This window comes from Archangium primigenium (genome assembly GCF_016904885.1).
GTDB lineage: Bacteria > Myxococcota > Myxococcia > Myxococcales > Myxococcaceae > Cystobacter > Cystobacter primigenius.
In genome coordinates, this window is the sequence record NZ_JADWYI010000001.1 from 4,857,790 (window position 1) to 4,881,230 (window position 23,441).

20 protein-coding genes are annotated in these 23,441 nt (G+C 71.2%); 12 read left to right on the plus strand and 8 right to left on the minus strand.

The genetic code is table 11. From position 1 onward, the window contains the following. Positions 1 to 6 precede the first annotated feature (6 nt). Complete coding sequence (locus I3V78_RS20075; RefSeq protein WP_204490070.1) at positions 7 to 1,590, minus strand: acyl-CoA carboxylase subunit beta; 1,584 nt, start codon at positions 1,588 to 1,590, stop codon at positions 7 to 9. 167 nt (positions 1,591 to 1,757) lie between these two features. Here I3V78_RS20075 and I3V78_RS39335 point away from each other — a divergent pair, with 167 nt between their 5' ends. After that, on the plus strand, positions 1,758 to 2,798 hold the full coding sequence (locus tag I3V78_RS39335; protein WP_239576499.1) for a peptidoglycan-binding protein: 1,041 nt from the start codon (positions 1,758 to 1,760) through the stop codon (positions 2,796 to 2,798). A gap of 13 nt (positions 2,799 to 2,811) precedes the next feature. On the opposite strand, the gene I3V78_RS20090 is transcribed toward I3V78_RS39335, so the two are convergent. Both I3V78_RS20090 and I3V78_RS20095 read right to left on the minus strand, forming a co-directional pair. Next, positions 2,812 to 3,270: a YaiI/YqxD family protein gene (locus I3V78_RS20090; protein ID WP_204490071.1), complete on the minus strand. Its 459-nt coding sequence runs from the start codon at positions 3,268 to 3,270 to the stop codon at positions 2,812 to 2,814. Continuing rightward, positions 3,267 to 4,802 (minus strand): ChaN family lipoprotein, encoded by a 1,536-nt coding sequence (locus I3V78_RS20095; RefSeq protein WP_204490072.1) that lies wholly within the window; start codon positions 4,800 to 4,802, stop codon positions 3,267 to 3,269. Before I3V78_RS20095 ends, I3V78_RS20090 begins: the two co-directional genes overlap by 4 nt. A 103-nt stretch (positions 4,803 to 4,905) precedes the next feature. Here I3V78_RS20095 and I3V78_RS20100 point away from each other — a divergent pair, with 103 nt between their 5' ends. Together I3V78_RS20100 and I3V78_RS20105 are read left to right on the plus strand one after the other, a co-directional pair. Further along, positions 4,906 to 7,722, plus strand: a complete 2,817-nt coding sequence (locus tag I3V78_RS20100) for a TonB-dependent receptor plug domain-containing protein (RefSeq protein ID WP_338023684.1) — start codon at positions 4,906 to 4,908, stop codon at positions 7,720 to 7,722. After that, the gene (locus I3V78_RS20105; protein WP_204490074.1) at positions 7,722 to 8,555 is read left to right on the plus strand and encodes a 5'-nucleotidase C-terminal domain-containing protein; all 834 of its coding nucleotides are present in this window, start codon (positions 7,722 to 7,724) and stop codon (positions 8,553 to 8,555) included. Before I3V78_RS20100 ends, I3V78_RS20105 begins: the two co-directional genes overlap by 1 nt. A gap of 48 nt (positions 8,556 to 8,603) precedes the next feature. On the opposite strand, the gene I3V78_RS20110 is transcribed toward I3V78_RS20105, so the two are convergent. Beyond that, positions 8,604 to 8,816 carry a TIGR04563 family protein gene (locus I3V78_RS20110; protein WP_204490075.1) on the minus strand — a complete coding sequence of 71 codons (213 nt, stop codon included), beginning with the start codon at positions 8,814 to 8,816 and terminating at the stop codon, positions 8,604 to 8,606. A gap of 5 nt (positions 8,817 to 8,821) precedes the next feature. After that, positions 8,822 to 9,034: a TIGR04563 family protein gene (locus I3V78_RS20115; protein ID WP_002628981.1), complete on the minus strand. Its 213-nt coding sequence runs from the start codon at positions 9,032 to 9,034 to the stop codon at positions 8,822 to 8,824. Between the two features lie 457 nt (positions 9,035 to 9,491). Here I3V78_RS20115 and tilS point away from each other — a divergent pair, with 457 nt between their 5' ends. From tilS to I3V78_RS20160, 9 genes are all read left to right on the plus strand, one after another. Beyond that, positions 9,492 to 10,859: a tRNA lysidine(34) synthetase TilS gene (gene tilS, locus I3V78_RS20120; RefSeq protein WP_204490076.1), complete on the plus strand. Its 1,368-nt coding sequence runs from the start codon at positions 9,492 to 9,494 to the stop codon at positions 10,857 to 10,859. Positions 10,860 to 11,038: 179 nt separating this feature from the next. After that, complete coding sequence (gene ftsH / locus I3V78_RS20125; protein WP_204490077.1) at positions 11,039 to 12,958, plus strand: ATP-dependent zinc metalloprotease FtsH; 1,920 nt, start codon at positions 11,039 to 11,041, stop codon at positions 12,956 to 12,958. Between the two features lie 91 nt (positions 12,959 to 13,049). Continuing rightward, positions 13,050 to 14,300 (plus strand): dihydropteroate synthase, encoded by a 1,251-nt coding sequence (gene folP, locus I3V78_RS20130; protein ID WP_204490078.1) that lies wholly within the window; start codon positions 13,050 to 13,052, stop codon positions 14,298 to 14,300. Positions 14,301 to 14,468: 168 nt separating this feature from the next. After that, entirely contained in the window at positions 14,469 to 15,863 is a 1,395-nt protein-coding gene (gene glmM, locus I3V78_RS20135) for a phosphoglucosamine mutase (RefSeq protein WP_204490079.1), read from the plus strand. A gap of 69 nt (positions 15,864 to 15,932) precedes the next feature. After that, a complete protein-coding gene (locus tag I3V78_RS20140; RefSeq protein WP_204490080.1) occupies positions 15,933 to 16,658 on the plus strand; it encodes a pyridoxine 5'-phosphate synthase in 726 nt (241 codons plus the stop codon). Positions 16,659 to 16,670: 12 nt separating this feature from the next. Continuing rightward, on the plus strand, positions 16,671 to 17,048 hold the full coding sequence (gene acpS / locus I3V78_RS20145; protein ID WP_204490081.1) for a holo-ACP synthase: 378 nt from the start codon (positions 16,671 to 16,673) through the stop codon (positions 17,046 to 17,048). Between the two features lie 3 nt (positions 17,049 to 17,051). Next, a complete protein-coding gene (locus I3V78_RS20150; protein ID WP_204490082.1) occupies positions 17,052 to 18,575 on the plus strand; it encodes an NAD(P)H-hydrate dehydratase in 1,524 nt (507 codons plus the stop codon). Continuing rightward, on the plus strand, positions 18,572 to 19,057 hold the full coding sequence (tsaE, locus tag I3V78_RS20155; protein WP_204490083.1) for a tRNA (adenosine(37)-N6)-threonylcarbamoyltransferase complex ATPase subunit type 1 TsaE: 486 nt from the start codon (positions 18,572 to 18,574) through the stop codon (positions 19,055 to 19,057). The genes I3V78_RS20150 and tsaE overlap by 4 nt, the downstream gene beginning before the upstream one ends. A 96-nt stretch (positions 19,058 to 19,153) precedes the next feature. After that, positions 19,154 to 19,582, plus strand: a complete 429-nt coding sequence (locus I3V78_RS20160; RefSeq protein ID WP_204490084.1) for a hypothetical protein — start codon at positions 19,154 to 19,156, stop codon at positions 19,580 to 19,582. A 5-nt stretch (positions 19,583 to 19,587) separates the two neighbouring features. On the opposite strand, the gene I3V78_RS20165 is transcribed toward I3V78_RS20160, so the two are convergent. The 3 genes from I3V78_RS20165 to hutU form a co-directional block, all read right to left on the minus strand. Continuing rightward, a complete protein-coding gene (locus I3V78_RS20165; RefSeq protein ID WP_204490085.1) occupies positions 19,588 to 20,427 on the minus strand; it encodes a class II glutamine amidotransferase in 840 nt (279 codons plus the stop codon). Between the two features lie 72 nt (positions 20,428 to 20,499). Beyond that, positions 20,500 to 21,765, minus strand: a complete 1,266-nt coding sequence (gene hutI / locus I3V78_RS20170) for an imidazolonepropionase (RefSeq protein WP_204490086.1) — start codon at positions 21,763 to 21,765, stop codon at positions 20,500 to 20,502. Positions 21,766 to 21,769: 4 nt separating this feature from the next. Then, positions 21,770 to 23,425 carry a urocanate hydratase gene (gene hutU, locus I3V78_RS20175; RefSeq protein ID WP_204490087.1) on the minus strand — a complete coding sequence of 552 codons (1,656 nt, stop codon included), beginning with the start codon at positions 23,423 to 23,425 and terminating at the stop codon, positions 21,770 to 21,772. Between the last annotated feature and the right edge of the window lie 16 nt (positions 23,426 to 23,441).

A 23,441-nucleotide genomic window follows, 5' to 3' on the forward strand; every position in this document is an offset into this window, starting at 1 on the left:
GGGACGCTAGACGGGGGAGATTTCCCGGCGACGGAAGGGGCGCTCCACCTTCTTGTTCGCGGTGCGCTTGAGGGCGCGCGCGAGCAGCCGCCGGGTGTCGCGGGGGTCCACCACGTCGTCCACCAGGGCCATGGCCGCGGTGCGCTCGATGCGGATGTGCTGGCGCAGGCCGTCCGCCAGCTCCTTCTTCAGGGCCTCGGCGGCCTCGGGGCTGCCCGCGGCCTGCAACTGCTTGCGCGCCGCGATGGACACCATGCCCTCGGGGCCCATGACGCCAATCTCCGCGCCCGGCCACGCCACGAGCAGATCCGGCTCGAAGGCGCGCCCGTTCATCACGTAGTAGCCCGCGCCATAGCCCTTGCGCACCACCACGGTGAACTTGGGCACGGTGGCGCTCGCCGCCGCGTACATCATCTTCGCGCCGTGCCGGATGATGCCCTGCTGCTCCACCTTGGAGCCCACCATGAAGCCCGGCACGTCCTGCAGGAAGAGCAGCGGCACCTGGAAGGCGTCGCACAGGTTGATGAAGCGCGCGGCCTTGTCCGCCGCGTTCACGTCCAGGATGCCGCCCAGGAACATGGAGTTGTTGGCCACCACGCCCACCGGGTAGCCGTCGATGCGCGCCAGGCCCGTGATGAGGTTGCGCGCGAAGCGGGGCTTGAGGGGGAAGAACTTCCGGTCATCCACGAGCGACAGGATGACCTTGTGCATGTCGAACGCCTGCCGGGGGCTCTCGGGCACCACCGTGAGCAGCGCCTCGTCGCGCCGGTCGAAGGGGTCCGCCGAGGGCCGACGGGGCGGGCGCTCCTCGCAGTGCGCGGGGAAGAAGGACAGGTACTCGCGGATGGCGTTGAGGCACGTGGCGTCATCCGCGTACTCGGCGTCCGCCACGCCCGACACCTCGTTGTGCACCTTGGAGCCGCCCAGCTCCTCCTCGGTCACCTTCTCGCCCACCACGGACTCCACGAGGTAGGGGCCGCCGATGGCGATGGAGCTCGTGCCCTTCACCATGGGCAGGAAGTCCGCCAGCGCGGGGATGTAGGCCGTGCCCGCGGCGCCGGGGCCCACCATGGCGGCCACCTGGGGCACCACGCCGCTCATCACCACCTGCTCGCGGAACAGGTAGCCCGTGTCCGCGAAGCCCGCCAGGCGCCGGGGATCGATGTCGCCGCCCGCCTCCAGGCGCGCGCCCGCCGAGTCCACCAGCCACACCAGGGGGATGCGGTTCTTGAGCGCCAGGTCCCGCATGCGCGCCACCTTGCGCTCGCCCACCGTGCCGATGGAGCCGCCGAACACCGTGAAGTCGTAGGCGGCTACCGCCACGGGCCGACCGTCGATCTCCCCCACACCGGTGATGACGCCGTCCGCGGGCGAGGGCCGGCCCGGGTCCTCCTCCTCGGGCAGCGCGCCCTCGGCGCCCGCGAGCAGGCCCATCTCCTCGAAGGTGTTGGCGTCGAAGAGCAGCCGGAGACGCTCGCGTGCCGTCAACTTGCCCTTGGCGTGCTGGCGCTCGATGCGCTCGGGGCCTCCCAGGCCCTCGTTGCGGCGGCGCTGCTCGTCCAGCTTCTCCACGCGATCCTTCATCTTCATGGTGCGGTCTCCACCGGTCGGGTCGGTCCCCCACCTTGGCAGAGCGGCGCGCGCCACCGGAAGCCTGGAGTCTCGAACTCCCAAAAAGCGCGACCCGGCAGGCAACTCCCGCCGCCCCGGCCCGATAACTGGAACGCGTCTCACCTCCCGAGAAACCTGGATCGCCCATGACCACCCTCGCTCCCGTTCGCGCCCCGCAGCCCACGTTCCTCGCCGCGGCCGCGGCTCCCGCCACCCTCAAGGAAGGCTCGCGGGGCCCCCAGGTGGCGGACGTGCAGCGCAAGCTGACGGCGGCGGGGTTCAACCCGGGCCCGGCGGATGGGGTCTTCGGCGCGAAGACGACGGCGGCGGTGAAGGCGTTCCAGCGCGCCAAGGGCCTGGTGGCCGACGGCGTGGTGGGCCCCAAGACTCACGCCGCGCTGAACGCGAAGCCGACGGGCTCCACGGGCGGCCTCAAGGAAGGGGCCCGGGGTCCGGCGGTGGCGGACGCGCAGCGCCGGCTCGCCGCCCATGGCTTCAACCCGGGCCCGGCGGACGGCGTCTTCGGGCCGCAGACGACTGCGGCGGTGAAGGCGTTCCAGCGCGCCAAGGGCTTGGTGGCCGACGGCGTGGTGGGGCCGAAGACGCAGGCGGCGCTGGCGGCGGCGCCGGTGTCGCAGCCCCCGCCGGCGACGCCCGCGGGCGGCGTGTCGCTGCAGCAGCTGCGCTCCATCATGCCGCACCTGTCGGATGCGCGGGCGCGCGAGTGCCTGCCGCACCTCAACCGCGCCATGGCCGAGGCGGGCATCAACACCCCCAAGCGTCAGGCGGCCTTCCTCGCGCAGCTCGCGCACGAGAGCGGTGAGTTCCGCTACTTCGAGGAGCTGGCGTCCGGCGCCGCCTACGAGGGCCGCAAGGACCTGGGCAACACCCAGCCGGGCGATGGCGTGCGCTTCAAGGGCCGCGGCCCCATCCAGCTCACCGGCCGCGCCAACTACCGCGCCGCGGGCCAGGCGCTGGGGATCGATCTGGAGAACAACCCCAAGCGCGCCGCCGACGTGGACGTGGGCTTCCGCACCGCCGCCTGGTTCTGGAACAGCCGCAACCTCAACAGCTACGCGGACGCGGGCAACTTCGACGCCATCACCAAGCGCGTCAACGGCGGCTACAACGGCAAGGCCAGCCGCGATGCCTACTACGCCCGGGCGCGGAGCGTGCTCGGCGCGTAGCCGGGCCCGAGGTTCAGGGCCGCGCCTTGAGCAGGCGCGTGAGCTCGCGGTCCAGGGCCGCGGCGAACTGCTGCCGGTCCTGGGCGGAGAAGCCGCTGGGGCCGCCGGTGTTCACGCCGCTGTCGCGCAGCTCCTGCATGAAGTCGCGCACGGACAGGCGCTCGGAGATGTTCTCCTCGCTGAAGAGCTCGCCGCGCGGGTCGATGACGACGACGCCCTTGGGCACGAGCAGGGCGGCCAGGGGAATGTCCTGGGTGACGGCCAGGTCGCCGGCCTGGGCGGACGCGGCGATGTGCCGGTCCGCCACGTCGAGTCCAGCCCCCACCTGCACGCTGGAGACGAGCTCCGAGCGGGGCAGGGTGAGGCGCTTGTTGGCCACGAAGACCACGGGGACCCGCAGGCGCTGCGAGGCGCGCAGGAGGATGTCCCGCACGGGTCCGGGACAGGCATCGGCGTCCACCCAGAGCTTCATGACAGGCGCCTCACCCAGTCGAAATAGGCCTGGCGCGGCTCCTCCAGTGGATCGCGGAACAGGGCCCGCACCTCGGCGCGGTCCACCTGTCCCTGATCGAAGCCCTGGTAGAGCGCGTCCCCGAGCAGGTAGCCCAGCGCGTGGCTGACACCGTGAAAGAGCCGATCCTTGCGCAGGGGCAGGAGCTTCACCGCCTCCTCGGGCACCTCCAGTTCGGCGGCCTTGTGCGCGAGCACGAAGGCGGCGATCTGCCGCTCCACGCCCCGGGCCTGGCCAAAGCGCAGCGCCCACTCGCCGGTGCCCACGCAGTGGCGCCGGGGGTTGACCAGCTTGGAGCCGAAGAAGCCCAGGGCCTCCTCCACGCAGCGCGCGTAGAAGGCGTCCGAGGCACGGCGGGGCGCGTCCATGGCGTCCCCCACGGCCAGGTGCCGCACGAAGTGCGCCGCTTCCTCGGCGGCGTGGTTGAGCGACCGCGAGGCCAGGTAGGCGGTGCGCGCCCGGGGGATGTAGCAGCTCTCGCGCGAGAGGATGTGCCGGCGCAGTTGGGTGAGCTCGCCCTGGGTGAAACGGCCCCGCCGCTGGATGCGCTCCAGTGCGTCCTCGTCCGCGGCCGTCACCACCTCGACGTCGTCCAGTCCGCGGCCCACGGGCACGCCGGCCAGACGGCCGATGAGGCTCGCCATGTCCCGGAAGCGCTCCGGGGCGCCACGCTCCTTGAAGGGGGCCTCACCCGACTCGGCCTCCAGGTAGTCGAGGAAGCTTTGCTGGCACACCACGGGCGAGGCGTTGAGCAGGCACAGCGCCCCGTCGGGCAGCTCCACCGCCTGGGCCGTGCCCACCTTGCCCTCGCGCGCCAGGCGCCAGTAGACGCCCTCGGCGTTCTGGTACACCACGAGCGAGCGGGTGGGGGAGGCCGAAGCCAGGGCGTGCTCCACCTGGGCGGGCAGATGGCAGGGCGCCACGTGGTACTGGCCCACGAGCACGAGCACCCGGGGCTTGTCCTCGGCCCGCAGGGCCCGGGCGATGCGCTCGGCGGCGTAGGCGTCGCGCAGCGCCAGGGAGCGCTCGCCCTGGGCGCGCCGGTCGATGCCCACCACCTGGAGGCGGTGGCGCTTCGCGTAGGCGAGCAGGGCGCGGGGGCTGGACTCCAGCGGGTGTCCCAGCCGGGAGAGCAGGGCGCGCTCGGCGAGCCGGCCCGCCAGGTAGGCGTCCACCGCGGCCTGGTGTCGGCCCTCCACGCACTCGAGCGCGAGCACGACACGACGTCCCGACGTGCGCGCGTCCTCGACGAGCTCCAGGTACGTCTCCTGGGCGAGCGGCAGCGTGTGGTAGTCGCCCACGTACACCACGTCCGAGGCGCGCAGGCGCTGGGACACGGCCTGCGCGGGCACGAGGCACGTGTACTCGGAGGTGCGGCGGCGGTAGCGGGCCTCGTAGGCGCGAAAGGCCGCCGTCTGCCCTTCGACGACCCGGGCGATCTGGGCCTTCTGGCGACGGAACAGGGCGAGGTGGAGAGCGAGCGACGCGCGCATGGGGACGCACCAGTCGCACGCACCCGGGGAGGCGGCAAAAATTCGGCGGCCCCGCCCCCCTTCCTTGACGCGCGAATCCTCCCGGAGGACCATCGGCTTCCCCGTGAAGTTTTCCCTCTCGCGCTCCCCGTCCTTCCTCCTGCTCGCGTTCGTGCTGCTGGTGCTGGCACGTCCCGTTCTCGCGCAGGACTCGTCGCTGCTCCACTCCCCGCCCACGGAGGCGAAGGCCGGAGAGGCCCTCGTGCTCGATGGCGTGCTCTCCGGGTCGCAGCGCATCACGCGCGTGGTGCTGCGCTACCGCGGCTCGGGCGAGCCCTACACGGAGGTGCCCATGGAGCTGGAGTATGGCGACCTCTACCGGGGCTCCATTCCGGCGTCGAGCATGGCCGCGCCCGGGGTCGAGTACTACATGGAGGGCTTCACGGCGGGCGGCGAGCGGGTGCCCCTGTTCAAGAGCGCCACGCGTCCGGCCCGCGTGAACATCGCGGGTGAGGCCTCGGCCCGGACGCCCGCCGTGGTGCAGGCACCCGAGCCGCCTCCGCCGCCCTCCCGCCCGAGCCGGTCCTCGCGCTCGGGACGGGGTGAGCGCCACAAGCCGGAGCCCGTGGCCGAGCCGACCCCGGCGCCCGCGCCGCCGCCCGCGCGCGTGGCCGAGCCCCCGCGCCGCTCGAGCGACGACGACATGGCGGCCCTGACCGCGGAGCTGCCCCCCGGTGACGACGTGCCCGCGCCCCGCGCGAGCCCGTCGACCCGGCGTCCGCTCGAGCCCGCCGCCCCCGTCGCGTCCGACCGCTCCCAGATGGAGGAAGACCTGGCGCTCTACAGCGCCGAGGACACGCTGGCGCTCGCCACCCGTCAGGAGCAGTCGGTGAAGAAGGTGCCCGCCATCGCCGCCTCCTTCGGCCGCGAGCAGATCCGCTCGCTCGGGGCGCGCACGGTGGCGGACGTGCTGGACGTGGTGCCCGGCGTGACCATCAGCCGCGACGTGCAGGGCTCCTACCGCACGGCCATCCGCGGACTGCGCAACGACGCCGAGGTGCTCTTCCTGCTCAACGGCCACCGGCTCAACAGCTTCTTCGATGGCAAGGCGCTCATGAACCTGCCGGTGGAGAACCTGGAGCGCATCGAGGTCATCCGCGGCCCGGGCTCGTCGCTGTACGGCGCGGGTGCCTTCCTGGGCGTGGTGAACCTCGTCACCCAGCGCACCGAGGGCGTGACGTCCGCCATCTCCGCGGGTGGCTTCCCCAAGGAGGGCGGCGGGCTGTCGCCCACGTTGGACGGACACCTCTCGGGTGCCTACAAGCTGGAGCGGCTGGAGTTCTTCGGCGACGCGGACGTCTGGTACCAGCAGGGTGACTCCATGGCGGTGCGCGAGGACGCGCTCGACACGGAGACGGTGGACCTGGGGCTGCGTGATCCGCTCGATCCCGCGGGCTACACGAAGGACGACCGCTTCCTCGTCAACGTGGGGGTGGGGGGCCGCCTCAACCTGTCGAGCGACCGCCACCTCACCGCGTCCGCGCGGTTGATGTCCGAGAACCGCTCCGCGCTGCTGGGTCTGTTCGACACGGTGGGCCCGGACTCGCGGCTCAAGTGGTTGGTGCTCCTGGGCGACCTCACCTACGAGCAGGACGTGAGCGAGGGGGTGCACGTGCGCGCGCGCCTCTATGGAGACCGACAGAGCACGGACCGGCTCTTCCAGATCTCCCCCCGCGACTTCGCCACCGGCTCGGATCCGGCCACCCAGCTGTTCGCCCAGGGCCTGCTCGAGCAGACGCTCGTGACCGTGAGCACCCTGGGGGCGAGCCTGGATTCGGACCTGACGCTCTTCGAGGGCAACCGGCTGACACTGGGCGCCGTGGCGGAGCTGCAGTCCATCGACGACTACAGCTACCAGACGAACTACACCGCCGACAGTCGGCTGCGCGACCGGCTGACCGCGCCCGAGGGCCTCACGAACATCCTGGAGCTGGCGGGAGGCGCGGCCGCGCGGCGCCTGACGTTCGGCGTCTTCGCGCAGGATCAATGGACGGTGGTGGAGCCGCTCACCCTCACCCTGGGCGTGCGCGTGGATGCGACCCAGCTGCCCTCGGTGGACTCCAACAACGTCATCACCGGCACCCAGCTCGTGCCCAGCGTCAACCCGCGCGTGGGGCTCGTGTTCTCGGCCACCGACTCGCTCGTGCTCAAGCTGCTGTATGGCCGCGCCTTCCGGCCGCCCACGATGCAGGAGCTGCTCGAGAAGATTCCCAACACCTACTACAACCAGGGCCGCTACGAGGGGAACCCGACCCTGCAGCCCGCCGTGGTGAACACCCTGGAGGCGGGCGTGGACCTCATCCGCACGTCGGGCGAGTCGCGCGTGCGGCTGCGCGCCAATGCCTTCTTCGAGAGCTTCAGCTCGCCCATCGCCGCGGTGGACACCACGGGCAACATCGTCCCGGTGCGCAACCGCGACCTGGGCGTGAACGTGTACGGCGTGGAGGGCGAGGCCCGGCTCGAGGCCAGCCGCCGCGCCACCGCCTGGGTCAACGCGAGCCTCTTCCGCGCGGAGGACCTGGAGCTGCCCACGACCCAGCGCTACCTCACCGACACGCCCCAGGCGCGCTTCAACGCGGGCCTGTCCATGCCCATCGGGGACCTGGTGAACTTCGATCTCGTGGTGCGCACGGGCGCCGAGCGGCGCAACAACACGCGCTCCATCCTCGAGCTCATCCGCCGCTACAACATCCCCGCCTACAGCACCATCACCGCCCAGGTGCGCAGCGAGCCCATCGCGGACCACTTCGAGCTGGCGCTGGTCATCCAGAACGCCTTCGACTCCGACCAGCGCGACGACGTGCCCCGGCCGGATCGCGTGCCCGGTCTGCTTCCCCGCGAGGGCGTCTCCGCCTTCCTCACCCTGAGAGCCCACAATTGATGCCCCGCCTGCTTCGCACCGCCCTCCTGGCCCTCGCGCTCGCTCCGAGCGCGGGCTGCCTGCAGTACAACGAGCAGTGTCAGCCGCTCATCGCGGACCCGGACACCGTCCTGGGCTACCTGGGCAGCGACGTCTTCCTCGATCGCACGCACACCCGGCATGACAACCACGCGCTCGGCCAACTGAGCGCGGATGCCCTGCTGCACGCCGAGGACAACAACAGCCCGGCGACCCCCACCGAGCTCGCCGTGGTCAACGGCGGCGCGCTGCGCTCCGAGGGGCTGTGCGTGACGCGGGTGTCCATCCCCAAGGGCCCGCTCAAGAACGGCCTCCTGCACGAGGTGATGCTCTTCGAGAACTCGGTGGTGACGGTGGACCTCACCGAGAAGCAGGTGGTGGACATGTTCGAGCGCTCGGTGTCGGCGCTCTTCCCGGCCAACCAGTCCATCATCTCGCCGCCCGGCACCTTCCTGCAGGTGTCCGACGGCGTGTCCCTGCGCGTGGATTGCGCGCGTCCCCCAGGGCAGCGCGTGCAGGAGCTGACGATCGGACGGCGCACGGTGTCGCTGCCGCCGAGCAGCAGTGCCTCCATCCGCTACCGCGTGGCCATGTCCGGCTACCTCGCCCAGGGCGGTGACGGCTACGGCGCCATCTTCAAGGACGCGGCCTCGGACGTGAGCCGCAATCCCGTCACCGCGCGCGGGGAGACGGGCAGGGCCACGGACGTGTCCCTCTCGGAGGCCTATATGAAGTCGCGCTATGGCTCGGAAGACAGGCCCCTGGTGGCCCAGGGCCGCATCATCTTCCAGAACTGCGCCCGGCCCACTCGCTAGTCCCTCCTGGCAAGGAGGGGCGAGGGGCCGGAGGGGTTCGGCGTCGGACTAGGCTCCGTCCGAGCCGTCGGGGCGTGGAGGCGTGGCGCCGAAGACGTCGTTGGGCGAGGGCATCTTGCGCAGATCCCCCCGTGCCACCTTCCACGCCTGCTGGACGATCCACGAGAGCGACCGATCCTGCCGGGTCGCCTCGCGTTGGATTTCATCCAGCATGTCTTCGGGGAAGTAGAGACTCTGTTTGCGATGATCTGTAGCGGCCATGACTCCTAGGACCTTCCTTCCTCACGCGGGTCCTGCCGCTCGTCTCCCGTGACGTCATTGACGGCAGGGAAAGACTTGATGCGGTCACGAGCGATCTTCCAGGCCTGCTGGACGACCCACGAGAGCGAACGGTCCTGGCGGTTGGCTTCCTCCTGGATCTCCTTGAGCATCTCCTCGGGGAAGTAGAGGGACTGCTTGCGCTTGTCGGTGCCTGCCATCCTGGCTCTCCGGATCGGATACGAGGTGACGACCTGAACACACCGGAGCCGTTATCCGACAGACGCCCTGACGGGTCAACGGTTTCCGGGTGCTTCCCGCTGGTTTGCCGTCGGGCTGCCGCGAGTGTGGAAAATGCCCGCAAAAGCGAACGCCCCGGCCCCTCTCGCGAGAGGAACCGGGGCGCTCCAGAAAGAAGGACCGCCAGGGTTCAGCCCGGCGGCCCCGTGGGCCCAGAGGGGGAGGGGGGGGACCCCTAGGCCCAACTCCGTCAAAAAGTCATCTCATCAACCGTATCCACCGTGACATCTATTCCCCGCCGCCCTTTTTTCCTTGCTCCTCGGGGCTCTCGTGAGCCTCCCGAAGATCATAAGAACCGACCTGTCCCGCTTCAACCGGCCGCATTGGATGTAACCGCTGTCGCTGGATTCCCATTCCTTCCATACTGATAGGCCCTGAATGTCGGCCCTGGGCGATTCGAATCAGCGGATGTGCACCACCCTGCGCGATGCCTACCGGGCGCTCGGTCTCGAGGGGGGCTCGGTGCTGCTGGCGGTCTCGGGCGGCGCGGACTCGTGCGCGCTGCTCGTGGGCACGGCCCTGGTCCGCGAGGCACTGCGCCTCCAGGTGGAAGTGGCCACCCTGGACCATGGCTTGCGCCCAGAGGCCAGGCAGGAAGTGGAGTCGGTTGTCCGGTTGGCTGCCCGATGGGGGCTGACCTGCCATGTCCGCCACCTGGGCGTGCCACCAGGCGTGGCCCTGGAAGCCCGGGCGCGGGAGGCCCGGTATGGGGCGCTGGAGGCCCTGCGCCAGGAGCGCGGCCTGGCGGCGGTGGCCACGGCGCACACGGCCTCGGACCAGGCGGAGACGGTGCTGATGCGCCTCGCGCGCGGCTCGGCGCTGAAGGGGGCCGCGGGCATCCAGGGGCGCCGGGAGGGCCTGGTCCGGCCCCTGCTCACGCGCTCCCGGGAAGAGGTGGAGGCCTTCCTGGCCGCGCACGACATCCCCTTCGTCACGGACCCCATGAACCTGGACCGGGCCTTCCTCCGCACGCGCATCCGCCAGGAGGTGGTACCGGCCCTCTCGGCCGCCGTGGGCTACCCGGTCACCCCCCATCTGGCGTCCTTCGCTCAGTGCGCGGCCGAGGACGAAGCCCTGCTCACCACCCTGGCCGACGGCGCGTGGACCCGGCTGCGCCACGCCGATGGGTCCCTGGACGCGGGGGGCCTGCGGGCCCTGGAGCGGCCCTTGCGCCGACGGGTCCTCGTCCGGCTGCTGACCGAGGCGGGGGCTCGCATCGATGGGCCCTCGCTCGCCCGGGTGCTGGAGGCGGTGGACACGGGGGGCGCCGTGAGCCTGGGCGGGAGCTCCGTCCGGGGCGGCCTGCACCTGTGGGCCATGGGCGGGCGGGTCCGGTGCGTCCGTCCGGAGGTGCCGCGTCCTCCCGAGCCGCCCTCGCGCTTGGAGGAGGGGACGGCGCTCCAGGTGGCATTGGGGTGGGGCTTCCGGGTGGAGCGGGAGGCACCTCCCCGCGGCGTCCTGGGACTGCCGCTCGGCGAGGGGGTGGCGTGGCCCCTCTGGGTGCGTCCGCGACAGAAGGGCGACCGGATTCGCGGCCCCGCCGGCTCGCGCAAGCTGCAGGATTTCCTCGTGGACCGTCGCGTTCCGAGGGAGGCCCGGGACTCGCTTCCCGTGGTGACCGACGCGGCGGGGGTGCTCCTTTGGATCCCCGGTCTCTGGAATTCGCCGGTCGCGGGCGTTGTAGGAGGACGCTTTCTCTGGGCCAGCCCGCCAGGCACGAGCATGCCCGGTGTGCTGCCGTTATAGAGTTCACCATTCGGAGATGGAGTCTTGGGGAACCCCCAAAATAGTTGAGGCGTTTTTGCTGTTGCTGATACCGTCAGACAAAAGGGCAATACGCCTGGTGTCGTGACAACCGACCGGAAGTGCTGGTGTTTTCCGGCCGAGCCCTCCATCCAGCCGAGCACCGAAAGGGCAGCTGACACGTGCGTTCGACTTACAAGACCATCGGCCTCTGGGTCCTCCTGATCGTCCTCTTCGTCGCCTTCTACAATTTCTTCTCCCAAGGTGGCGATCAGCCGCAGGAACCGACCTTCACCCAATTCCTGGCCAAGGTGGAGGACAAGAAGATCCGCGACGTGTCGGTCAAGGGCAACACGTACACGGGCGTGTACTCCGACACCCAGGAGAAGTTCCGCACCACCGGACCGGCCCCCGACGCGGCCATCCTGGAGCAGCTGCGCAAGAACAGCGTGGACGTGAAGTACGAGCGCGAGGAGCAGAACAGCCTCTGGCTCACCATCCTCGGGCAGTGGATGCCCGTGGTCTTCCTGTTCCTCTTCTTCATCTTCTTCATGCGCCAGCTGCAGGGCGGCAGCGGCAAGGCCATGACGTTCGGCAAGTCCAAGGCCCGCCTGCTCAACGAGAGCCACAACAAGATCACCTTCGCGGACGTGGCCGGCGCGGACGAGTGCAAGGAGGAGCTCGAGGAGATCGTCGCCTTCCTCAAGGATCCCAAGAAGTTCACCAAGCTGGGCGGCCGCATCCCCAAGGGCGTGCTGATGATGGGCCCCCCGGGCACGGGCAAGACGCTGCTCGCGCGCGCCGTGGCGGGTGAGGCCGGCGTGCCCTTCTTCTCCATCTCCGGCTCGGACTTCGTGGAGATGTTCGTGGGCGTGGGCGCCAGCCGCGTGCGTGACCTGTTCGAGCAGGGCAAGAAGAACGCCCCCTGCATCATCTTCATCGACGAGATCGACGCCGTGGGCCGTCACCGTGGCGCGGGCCTCGGCGGTGGACACGACGAGCGCGAGCAGACGCTCAACCAGCTGCTCGTGGAGATGGACGGCTTCGAGTCCAACGAGGGCGTCATCCTCATCGCCGCCACCAACCGTCCGGACGTGCTGGATCCTGCGCTGCAGCGCCCCGGCCGCTTCGACCGGCGCATCGTGGTGCCGCGCCCCGACCTCAAGGGCCGCCTGGGCGTGCTCAAGGTGCACACCCGCCGCGTGCCGCTCGCGCCGGAAGTCGACCTGGAGGTCATCGCCCGTGGTACGCCCGGCATGACCGGCGCGGACCTGGAGAACCTCGTCAACGAGTCGGCGCTCATGGCCGCCCGTCAGAACAAGGAGCGCGTGGACCTCAGTGACTTCGAGGCCGCCAAGGACAAGGTCTTCATGGGCCCGGAGCGCAAGTCCATGATCATGACCGAGAAGGAGAAGCGGAATACGGCCGTGCACGAGGCCGGTCACGCCATCATCGCCAAGCTGCTGCCCGGCTGCGACCCGCTCCACAAGGTCACCATCATCCCGCGCGGCCAGGCCCTGGGTCTCACCTGGAGCCTGCCCACCGAGGACAAGGTCAACGGCTACAAGAAGCAGATCCTCGATCAGATCGCCATGGCCATGGGTGGCCGCATCGCCGAGGAGCTCATGTTCAACGAGATGAGCTCGGGCGCCTCCAACGACATCGAGCGCGCCACCGAGACGGCGCGCGCCATGGTGTGCCGCTGGGGCATGAGCGAGAAGATGGGTCCCCTGGCCTTCGGCAAGAGCGATGGCGAGGTGTTCCTGGGCCGCGACATCAACTCGTCCAAGGACTACTCCGAGGACACCGCGCGCCAGATCGACGCCGAGGTGCGTGAGATCGTCATGCAGTGCTACGCCCGGGGCAAGGCCGTCCTCACGGAGAACCTCGAGGGCCTCAAGCGCGTGACGGACGCCCTGGTGGAGTACGAGACGCTCGACGCCGAAGACGTGAACATCCTGCTGCAGGGTGGACAGCTCACCCGCGAGCGCCCGCCGCCCCGCGTGGTGGCGCCGCCCTCCAAGTCCACCGAGAAGAAGGACAAGCGGAAGATCCTCGACGCGCTCGAGGGCATCCCCAACATGGAGCCGAACAAGGCCTGAGGCCTTGGCCGTGACGGCTCGGTAGACTCAAGGGCCCCCTCCACCGCGCGTGGAGGGGGCCCTTCTTCTTTTCCCCGCGCCCCCCACGCCCATGCTCCGCGCCCGCCCGCTCCGCCTCGATCGTCCCGCCGACCTCGCGCCGGCCTTCCTCCGGCTGGGCCTGCCCACGCCCGCGCGCGACTACCTCCTGGAGAAGCTGCCGCTCGTGCACGTGCTGCTCACGGGGCTCGAGCGCGAGCAGGGGCGCTTCCTGGCGGGGCTCTTCGCCGACAGCGAGCATCCCGGGCGCGAGGAGTACCCCACGTGGGTGGCGGGCGATCCGCGCACCCGTCCGGGCACGGGCCTGCTCTCCGGACGCAAGGAGCAGTTCGAGCGGGTGGTGGCGCGGGCCCGGGCCCTGCCGGAGCAGGGCGCCCTGGCCGAGGCGCTCGCGCGCGTCTGGGCCGCCGCGGGTCCGCCCGCGCCCCTGGGGCTGGGGGGCCGCACGCTCCACTTCGGCGCGCGCACCCACGTCATGGGCGTGGTGAACGTGACGCCGGACAGCTTCTCCGACGGGGGGCGCTACCTCGACCCCGAGGCCGCCGTGGCCCAGGGCCTGCGGCTCGCCGAGGCGGGCGCGGACCTGTTGGACCTGGGCGCCGAGTCCACCCGGCCCGGCGCGCGCCCGGTGCCCGCGGAGGCGCAACTGGCCCGGCTGCTGCCCGTCATCGAGGGGCTGCGCGCGCGCACCGACGTGCCCCTGTCCGTGGACACCACCCTGGCGGAAGTGGCGCGCGGCACGCTCGCGGCGGGGGCGGTGCTCATCAACGACATCAGCGGAGGGCACTTCGATCCGGCCCTGTTCGGCGCGGTGGCCGAGGCGGGCGCGGCCTGCTGCCTCATGCACATCCAGGGCACGCCCGAGACGATGCAGCGCGCGCCGCACTACGAGGACGTGGTGGAGGACGTGCTGGCCTTCCTGGAGGAGGGCGTGGCGCGCGCGGTGGCCGCGGGGGTGGCGCGCGAGCGGCTGCTCGTGGATCCCGGCATCGGCTTTGGCAAGACGGCGGGCCACAACCTCTTCCTGCTGCGGCGCCTGGACGAGCTGCGGGTGCTGGGCCTGCCGGTGCTCGTGGGCACCAGCCGCAAGGGCTTCCTCGGCGGGCTCACGGGCGGGCGCCCCGTCGACCAGCGGCTGGCGGCGTCCTTGGGCTCGGTGGCCGCGCTGGCGGCGCTGGGCAGCGTGGACATCGTCCGGGTGCACGATGTGGCCGAGACGCGGGATGCCCTCGCCGTGGCCGACGCCCTGCGCGAGGCCCTGGAGGGTGGCGCCCGCTATGGCGGGAGAGGGGCGCCCAGGTGAGACGCACACCGACCCACCGCGGGGCACGGGGAGTGTTGGCTGGCCGCCCGCTTGTCCAGGGGACTTCCACTCCCTAACTTCGGCCCCTGTGGAGGGCACGGTATAAGCCCTCTGGCGTCGGTGGCCCGGTCTCGTGGCCGGCCCAGGGAAAGGTGGAGCGGTACTTTTATGGCGTACAGGATGAACATGCCCCCCAAGGAAGAGCGGGCCTCCCAGCGGTTGTTCGGCACGGACGGCGTCCGGGGTGTTGCCAACGTCTACCCGATGACGGCGGAGGTGGCGATGCAGCTGGGTCGCGCGCTCGCGCACCTCATCCGCAACGGCCCGCACCGCCACCGCGTCATCATCGGCAAGGACACGCGTCTGTCCGGCTACATGCTCGAGCAGGCGCTCGCCGCGGGCCTCATCTCCATGGGCGTGGACGTGGACCTGGTGGGTCCGCTGCCCACGCCGGGCATCGCCAACCTCACCACCTCCATGCGCGCGGACGCGGGCGCGGTCATCTCCGCCTCGCACAACCCCTACCAGGACAACGGCATCAAGTTCTTCTGGCGCGACGGCTTCAAGCTGCCGGACGAGACGGAGGCGAAGATCGAGGAGCTGGTGGCCAGCGGCGCCATCGACTCCATCCGCCCCACGGCCACGAAGATCGGCCGGGCCTTCCGCCTGGAGGACGCGCGCGGCCGCTACATCGTGTTCCTCAAGACGACCTTCCCGCGCGAGCTGACGCTCGAGGGGCTCACGGTCGTCGTGGATTGCGCCAACGGCGCCGCCTACAAGACGGCCCCCGCGGTGCTCGAGGAGCTGGGCGCCAAGGTCATCACCCTGGGCGTGCAGCCGGACGGCAAGAACATCAACCACAAGTGCGGCGCGCTGCACCCGGAGAACCTCGCCAAGTGCGTGGTGAAGAACGGGGCCCACCTGGGCATCGCGCTGGACGGTGACGCCGACCGCCTCATCGTCGTGGACGAGAAGGGCAAGGTCGTGGATGGCGACGCCATCATGGCCATCTGCACCGGCGAGCTCGTCACCCGCAAGGAGCTCAAGAAGAAGACGCTCGTGTCCACGGTGATGAGCAACATCGGCCTGGAGCGCGCCGTGGCCCGCTACGGCGTCAAGGTGGTGCGCACCAAGGTGGGTGACCGCTACGTCGTCGAGGAGATGCGCAAGAACGGCTACAACCTGGGCGGCGAGCAGAGCGGCCACCTCATCTTCTCCGACCACACCACCACGGGCGACGGCACCCTCGCGGCGCTGCAGCTGCTCGCGGTCATGTGCCGCCAGCAGAAGCCCGTGAGCGAGCTGGCCTCCATCTTCGAGCCCGTGCCCCAGACGCTGCTCAACGTGGTCGTCAAGAACAAGCGCGAGCTGGGCGAGCTGCCCACCGTCATGCGCGCCATCCAGGACGTGGAGAAGAAGCTGGGCAAGGACGGCCGGGTGCTCGTGCGCTTCTCCGGCACCGAGCCCAAGGCCCGCGTGCTCATCGAGGGCACGGACGCCGCGCGCAACGAGCAGTACGCCAAGCAGATCGCCGACGCGCTCACCCAGGCGCTCAACGGTTGACAGGCAGTCCCGGGCCGCGAGTAGAAGGGCGCGCGGGGCGCAAGGGCCCCGCGCGAGGGAGCGGCCGACATGGGACAGCGACTGGGTGTGAACGTGGATCACGTGGCGACGCTGCGGCAGGCGCGGCGCACCACCTATCCGGATCCGGTGACGGCCGCCGCCTTCGCGGAGCTGGCGGGCGCCGGGCAGATCACCATCCACCTGCGTGAGGACCGGCGGCACATCCAGGAGCGCGACCTGCGCATCCTGCGCCAGACGGTCCAGACGCTGCTCAACCTGGAGATGGCGGCCACCCAGGACATGGTGAAGATCGCCTACGAGCACAAGCCGGACGTGGTGACGCTCGTGCCCGAGCGGCGCGAGGAGCTCACCACCGAGGGTGGCCTGGACGTCAACGGCCAGCGCGAGGGGCTCGCGAAGATCATCAAGAACCTCAAGGACGGGGAGATCGCCGTCTCGCTGTTCATCGATCCGGACCTGGACCAGGTGCGCGCGTCGCACAAGGTGAACGCGGACCGGCTCGAGCTGCACACCGGGCGCTACTGCGAGGCACGCAACGAGCGCGAGCGCGAGCGCGAGCTCAGCCGCATCGTGGACGCGGCCAAGGCGGGCGCGCGGCTGGGCATGGGCGTGGCCGCCGGCCACGGGCTCAACTACGACAACGTGCGGGCCATCGCGCGCATCCAGGAGATCGACGAGCTGAACATCGGCCACGCCATCGTCGGGCGCGCGGTATTGGTGGGTTTCGAGCGGGCCGTGCGCGAGATGCTGGAGTTGATGCGCGATCCGGGCTAGCGCTTCCACTCCATGGCGATCATCGGCCTGGGGTTGGACATCTGCTCGGTGGCGCGCATCCAGCGCATCCTGGACGGACCGCGCGCCGAGCGTTTCCTCGCGCGGGTGTACACGCCCGCGGAGCGCGCGTACTGCGGTGCCCGCTCGGACGCGGCCAACGCCTACGCCGCGCGCTTCGCCGCCAAGGAGGCGCTGGTCAAGGCGCTGGGCGCGCCCCCGGGCCTCACCTGGCATGACATGGAAGTGGTGCGCGAGGGCGGACCGCCGCGCTTCCGGCTGTCGGGCGTGGCGCTCCAGGAGATGGAGAAGCGGCGCGCGGAGTCCTTCCTCGCGCTCACCCATGACGCGGGGGTGGCCGCCGCCACGGTCGTCCTCCAGGAGAGGAGCTGAGACATGCGCCGAGTCCTCACCGCCGAGCGGATGCGCGCGGCCGAGCAGGCCGCCGAGGCCCACCACGGGCTGCCGTCCGCCCTGTTGATGGAGAACGCGGGCCGGGCGCTGGCGGACGTGGCGCACGCGCTCGCCGCCCCCGAGGGCCGCCACGTCGTCGTCTGCGGGCCGGGCAACAACGGGGGGGACGGGCTGGTGGCGGCGCGCGTCCTCCGGGAGCGCGGGGCGCGGGTGGCGCTCGTGCTCGTGGGGGACGCGGCGAAGCGGACCGCCGACGTCCAGCGCAACCTGCTCGCCGTGGGCCTCGAGCCCCAGGCCCTCGCGGCGGTGGCGACGCCCCGGCCCGGGGACGTGGTGGTGGACGCGCTCTTCGGCACGGGGCTGTCCCGGGCGCCCGAGGGCCCGTTCGCCGAGGCGATCAATTACATGCGGCGCTGGCGCGAGGCGGGCGCGAAGGTGCTGGCCGCGGACGTGCCCTCGGGGCTCCAGTCGGACTCGGCCGAGCCCTTCGCGCCCTGCGTGGAGGCGGACGTCACCGTGAGCTTCGGCGAGCTCAAGCCCGCGCAGGTGCTCGAGCCCGGCGCCACCCTGTGCGGCGAGGTGCGGCGCGTGGACATCGGCCTGCCCGCGGCGGCCGTGGCGCCGCGCGCGGGCGAGGAGCTCTTCCTCGTGGAGGAGGCGGACGCGCGGCAGGCGCTCGCGCCCCGGCGCTCGGACACGCACAAGGGCACCTACGGGCACGTGCTGGTGGTGGCGGGCAGTCCGGGCAAGTCCGGCGCGGCGGCCCTGTCCGCGCTGGGCGCGCTGCGCGGCGGCGCGGGGCTCGTCACGGTGGCCACGCGCGCGGCGGTGGTGGAGTCGGTGCTCGGCCACGCGCCCGAGGTGATGGGCTGGCCCCTGGAGACGCCGGGCCCCCTGGGGCTCGCGGACCTGGAGCCGCTGCTCGCGGCGGCCGAGGGCAAGAGCGCGCTCGTGGTGGGGCCGGGCATCCCCCGGGGCGAGGAGACGGCGCGGCTGCTCGGCGAGCTCCTCGCGCGCACCGAGTCCCCGGTGGTGCTGGACGCGGACGCGCTCAACGCCGTCGCCCCGGACCTGGGCGTGCTGCGCCGGGCGAAGGGGCCGCTGGTGCTCACGCCCCACCCGGGCGAGATGTCCCGCCTGGCCGGCGTGTCCACGAAGGCCTTGCAGAAGGAGCGGGTGAAGGTGGCGCGGGACTTCGCGCGCACCCACGGGGTGACGCTCGTGCTCAAGGGCGCGCGCACGCTCGTGGCGCACCCGGACGGCACCGTGGACGTGAACCCCACGGGCAACCCCGGCATGTCCACGGGCGGCACCGGGGACGTGCTCAGTGGCCTGCTCGGCGCGCTGCTGGCCCAGGGCCTCGCGCCGCCCGAGGCCGCCCGGACGGCGGTGTTCGCCCATGGGCTCGCGGGAGACTTGATGATGGCGCGGCGCGGGAAGCTGGGGCTCATCGCCACGGACGTGGTGAAGGGCCTGTGCCAGGTGTGGACCCGGTGGGACCGATGAGCGCGCCCACGCGGACCCGGACGCTGCGCTCGGCGTCCCCGGAGGAAACCCATGCCTGGGGCGTGAAGCTCGGGCGGCTGTTGCGGCCCGGGGACTTCGTGGGCCTGGTGGGGGACCTGGGCGCGGGCAAGACGCACCTGGTGCGCGGCGTGGCCGAGGGCGCCGAGGTGGCCCGCTCGGAAGTGGCCAGCCCCACCTTCGCCATCGTCTACCCCTACCGGGGCCGGATCCCGCTCTTCCACGCGGACCTCTACCGGCTGGAGGACTACGACGAGCTGTACGCCACGGGCTTCCTGGACCTGGTGGGCGGGGAGGGCGCGATGCTGGTGGAGTGGCTGGACAAGATTCCCCGGGCCGCGCCTCGCGAGTACCTGCGCGTGTCCCTGCGCGAGGTGGAGGAGGACGTGCGCGAGCTGCTCGTCGAGGCCTGGGGCGAGCGGCCCGCCGAGCTGCTGGAGGCCTGGCTGCCCGAGAACCGGTGAATGTCCGACACCGAGGCGGGCGGGCACTTTCCGGGGAGAACAGTCCGTCGGGAGGCGGCGCGAGGGGAGGCGCGGGGCGCGTTATCCTCGCGGCCCATGAGCCCTGTCCACGCCCTGAAGTGGTTGTCGCTCATCCCGCTCGCCGGTGCGGTGCTGGGATGTGGCGCCATCGAGCCTCCGCCCCGCATCGTCCCGCACGCGAGCGTCACCTTCGACGTCACCGTGCCGCCCGACACGCCGGGCTCCACCTCCATCACCGTGGTGGGCTCCGAGCCGGCCCTGGGCGGAGGCGCGGTGCCGGGCTTCTACCTGCGCCGGGGCCCGGACGGGCACTACCTGGGCATGGTGCGCCTGCCCGTCGACGCGGAGGTGTCCTACGAGGTGCGCAGCGCGGAGGGCGGCACGCCCGAGGTGTCCCTCCAGGGCGAGCCCATGCCCCGGCGCACCTTCGTGGTGCACGGGGACATGACGGAAGCGGCCAGCGTGGTCCGCTGGGGCGCGCCGGGAAGCGCCCGGGGCCCGTAACGGACTCAGGTGGGAGTGGAGAGTTCCTGCAGCTTCCACTGGTGCAGCACGAGGTTGTTGTCCACGCCGATGATCTCGTCCTCACCCACCTGGTGCCAGTGGTCCTCGCCGGACAGCCGCTCGCTGGCGAGCACGAACTGCTCCAGCCGGGTGCCCGGCTTGGGCGGGCCCATGTCCGCGCGGTGCATGCACCGGCCGGTCTCGGGCGCCGTGTCCGAGAGGAAGAGGGTGCGGTTGCGCCGCGTGGCCACCATCACGTCCCCGTTGGTCACGAGGAAGTTCATGGACGAGCGCTCCTGCCCGGGCATGTCCGTGATGGCCGACACCAGGCTCATGGTCTCCGCCAGCGCCCGGGCCACCTTCTCCACGCACGCCGTGTCCACCAGGCACTGGCCCTGCTCGGACAGCCGCGTGAGGAAGAGGTAGAAGCAGCGCTCGGAGTCCGTGGCGCCCTGGATGAGCGAGCGCAGATCGTCCCGGATGAGCCCCTCCAGGGCGTTCTGGTGCAGCGCGAAGTTCTTGAGCGTGCCGTTGTGCACGAAGCACCACCGGCCATGGGTGAAGGGGTGGGCGTTGCGCCGCTCCACGCTCCCCACCGAGGCCAGGCGGATGTGGGCCACCACCGTGCGGGAGGACACCTGGCTGCTCACCCGCTCGAAGTCCGGATCACAGTGCGCCGGGCCGAGCCCATGGGCCACGGATGGCTGGCTGCCCACCTGGTAGGCGGCGATGCCCCAGCCATCCTTGTGCTCCTTCGACTGGTGGAGAAGAGAGTTCTTCTCCGTCACGAGGGAAGGATGAACAGCAGACGGAATCGATGAGCGGAATCCAAAGAGTCGGCACATAGGCGTGGTTGTTTGATGCTAACGGCCGGCCCGACTGGGAAGTTCCTTCCAGCGCCCCTTGTGCGCTCGAAATCACGCACACAGGGCCTTTTCTTGTTCTACCACCACGTGTCCATCCCGGATCACGATTCGCGCGTGATTGATTCCTAGATGATAGGGAAGGTGGCGGTAATTGGAGCACGAAAAGATGACAAGATTGGCCGGGTCCCCCACGGTGATGCGGCCGTATGTATTCAAACCGAGCGCGAGCGCCGCCCCTCGGGTGGCCGCCCAGTAGGCCTCGGCGGCCGTCAGCCCGTTCTCCAGGCAGGCGAGCCCCAGGGCCAGGGGCAGGTTCTCGCTCATGCCCGAGCCGGGGTTGAGGTTGGTGCCCAGCGCCACGTTGACGCCGGCGTCGCGCAGCTTGCGGCCCGGGGCGTAGGGGCGCACCCGGAGGAAGAGGGTGGAGGTGGGCACCAGCACCGCCGAGACGCCCGCCCGGGCCAGGGCCTCGATGCCCGCGTCGCTCACCTGCTCCAGGTGGTCCGCGGTGGCCGCGCCCACCTCCGCCGCCAGCTCCGCGCCGCCGCCGCTCGTGAGCTGATCCACGTGCAGCCGGGGCTTGAGCCCCCGCTTCTGCGCCGCCGCGAGCACCCGGCGGGCCTCCGAGGGCGTGAAGGCGCCCTGCTCGACGAAGACATCACAGAAGCGCGCCAGGCCCTGCTCCGCCACCGCGGGGATGATCTCCTGCATGCACAGGTCCAGGTAGGGCTCGCGCCACTCGCGGTACTCCTCGGGCACGGCGTGCGCGCACATGAGCGTGGGGATGAGCTCCACGGGCTGCAGCGCCGAGAGCCGCTGCACCACCCGCAGCATCTTCAGCTCGTCCTGGAGCGACAGGCCATAGCCGCTCTTCACCTCGGCGGTCGTCACCCCGTACTCGAGCATCAGCTGCAGCCGGGGCAGGGCGAGCCGGATGAGATCCTCCTCGCTGGCGAAGCGCGTGGCGCGCACCGTGTTGACGATGCCGCCGCCGGCCTGGGCGATCTGCAAGTAGGTGGCGCCCTGACACCGCAGGTCGAACTCCGCCGCGCGCTCGCCGGCGAACACGGCGTGGGTGTGGGGGTCCACGAAGCCCGGGCCCACGAATTGCCCGTGGGCGTCCAGCACGCGCGTGGAGGGGCCGATGGCGCCTGGGGGCAGGGCGCCCTCGGAGCCCACGTACCAGACCTTGCCCCGGCGCACGCCCACGCAGGCGTTGGGCTGGGGCGTGAGGGCGCGCTCCGCGGGCTCCTGGGGCGAGCCCTCCACGGTGAGCACCTCGGACGTGTTGCGGATGAGCAGCTCCAGGGTTTCCATCAGATCACTCGGTGATGCCGGGGATGCGCACGCCGCGGCTGTGGGCCGCCTCGTGGGCCTCGGGATAGCCCGCGTCGGCGTGGCGCAGCACGCCCATGGCGGGATCCGACGTGAGCACGCGCTCGATGCGCCGCGCGGCCTCGGGCGTGCCGTCCGCGACGATCACCTGGCCCGCGTGCAGCGAGTAGCCCATGCCCACGCCGCCGCCATGGTGGAAGGACACCCACGAGGCGCCATTCACCGCGTTCACCAGCGCGTTGAGGATGGGCCAGTCGGCCACCGCGTCCGTGCCGTCCTTCATGGCCTCCGTCTCGCGGTTGGGCGAGGCCACCGAGCCGCAGTCCAGGTGATCGCGGCCGATGACGATGGGCGCCTTGAGCTCGCCCGTGCGCACCATCTCGTTGAAGCGCAGGCCCGCCTTGTGGCGCTCGCCGTAGCCCAGCCAGCAGATGCGCGCGGGCAGGCCCTGGAAGGCCACGCGCTCGCGCGCGAGCGTCAGCCAGCGGCGCAAGGAGGCCTTCTCCGGGAAGAGCTCCAGCACCGCCTCGTCCGTGCGGCGGATGTCCTCGGGGTCTCCCGACAGCGCCACCCAGCGGAACGGCCCCATGCCCTCGCAGAAGAGCGGGCGGATGTAGGCGGGCACGAAGCCCGGGAAGTCGAACGCGCCCTCCAGCCCGGCCAGCTGCGCCTGGGCGCGGATGTTGTTGCCGTAGTCGAACACGTGGCTGCCCGCGCGCGCGAAGTCGAGCATCGCCTGCACCTGCACCGCCATGGACTGGCGCGCCCGCTCCACGTAGCCCTTGGGGTCGCGCTGGCGCAGCTCCGCCGCCGACTCCAGCGTCATGTCCGTGGGGATGTAGCCGTTGAGCGGATCGTGCGCGCTCGTCTGATCCGTGACGAGGTCCGGCTTGATGCCCCGCCGGTACAGCTCGCGGTACACCTGGGCGGCGTTGCCGATGACGGCGATGGAGCGGCCCTGGCGCTTCTCTTGCGCCTCCTTCACGAGCGCCAGCGCCTCGTCCAGGTCCTGGGCGACGACGTCCAGGTAGCGCGTCTCCACGCGGCGCTGGGCGCGCGTGCGATCGATCTCCACGCCGAGGAAGACGGCGTTGTTCATGGTGGCCGCCAGGGGCTGGGCGCCGCCCATGCCGCCGAGGCCTCCGGAGAGCACCAATCGGCCCGCCAGGTCATCCGAGCCGAAGTGGACGCGGCCCGCCTGGGCGAAGGTCTCGAAGGTGCCCTGGAGGATGCCCTGGGTGCCGATGTAGATCCATGACCCGGCGGTCATCTGGCCGTACATCATCAACCCCTTCTTCTCGAGCTCGAAGAAGTGGTCCCAGTTGGCCCAGTTGCCCACCAGGTTGGAGTTGGCGATGAGCACGCGGGGCGCGTCCGGGTGGGTGCGCAGGATGCCCACGGGCTTGCCGGACTGCACGAGCAGCGTCTCGTCATCGGCGAGCCCCTGGAGGCTCTGGACGATGCGATCGAACGACGGCCAGTCGCGTGCGGCCTTGCCGATGCCGCCGTAGACGACGAGATCCTCGGGCCGCTCGGCCACGTCGGGATCCAGGTTGTTCATCAGCATCCGGAGGGCGGCTTCCTGGACCCATCCCTTGCAGGACAGAGCGTTGCCACGCGGGGCACGAATGGTGCGGGACATGGTTGTTCCTCGAAGG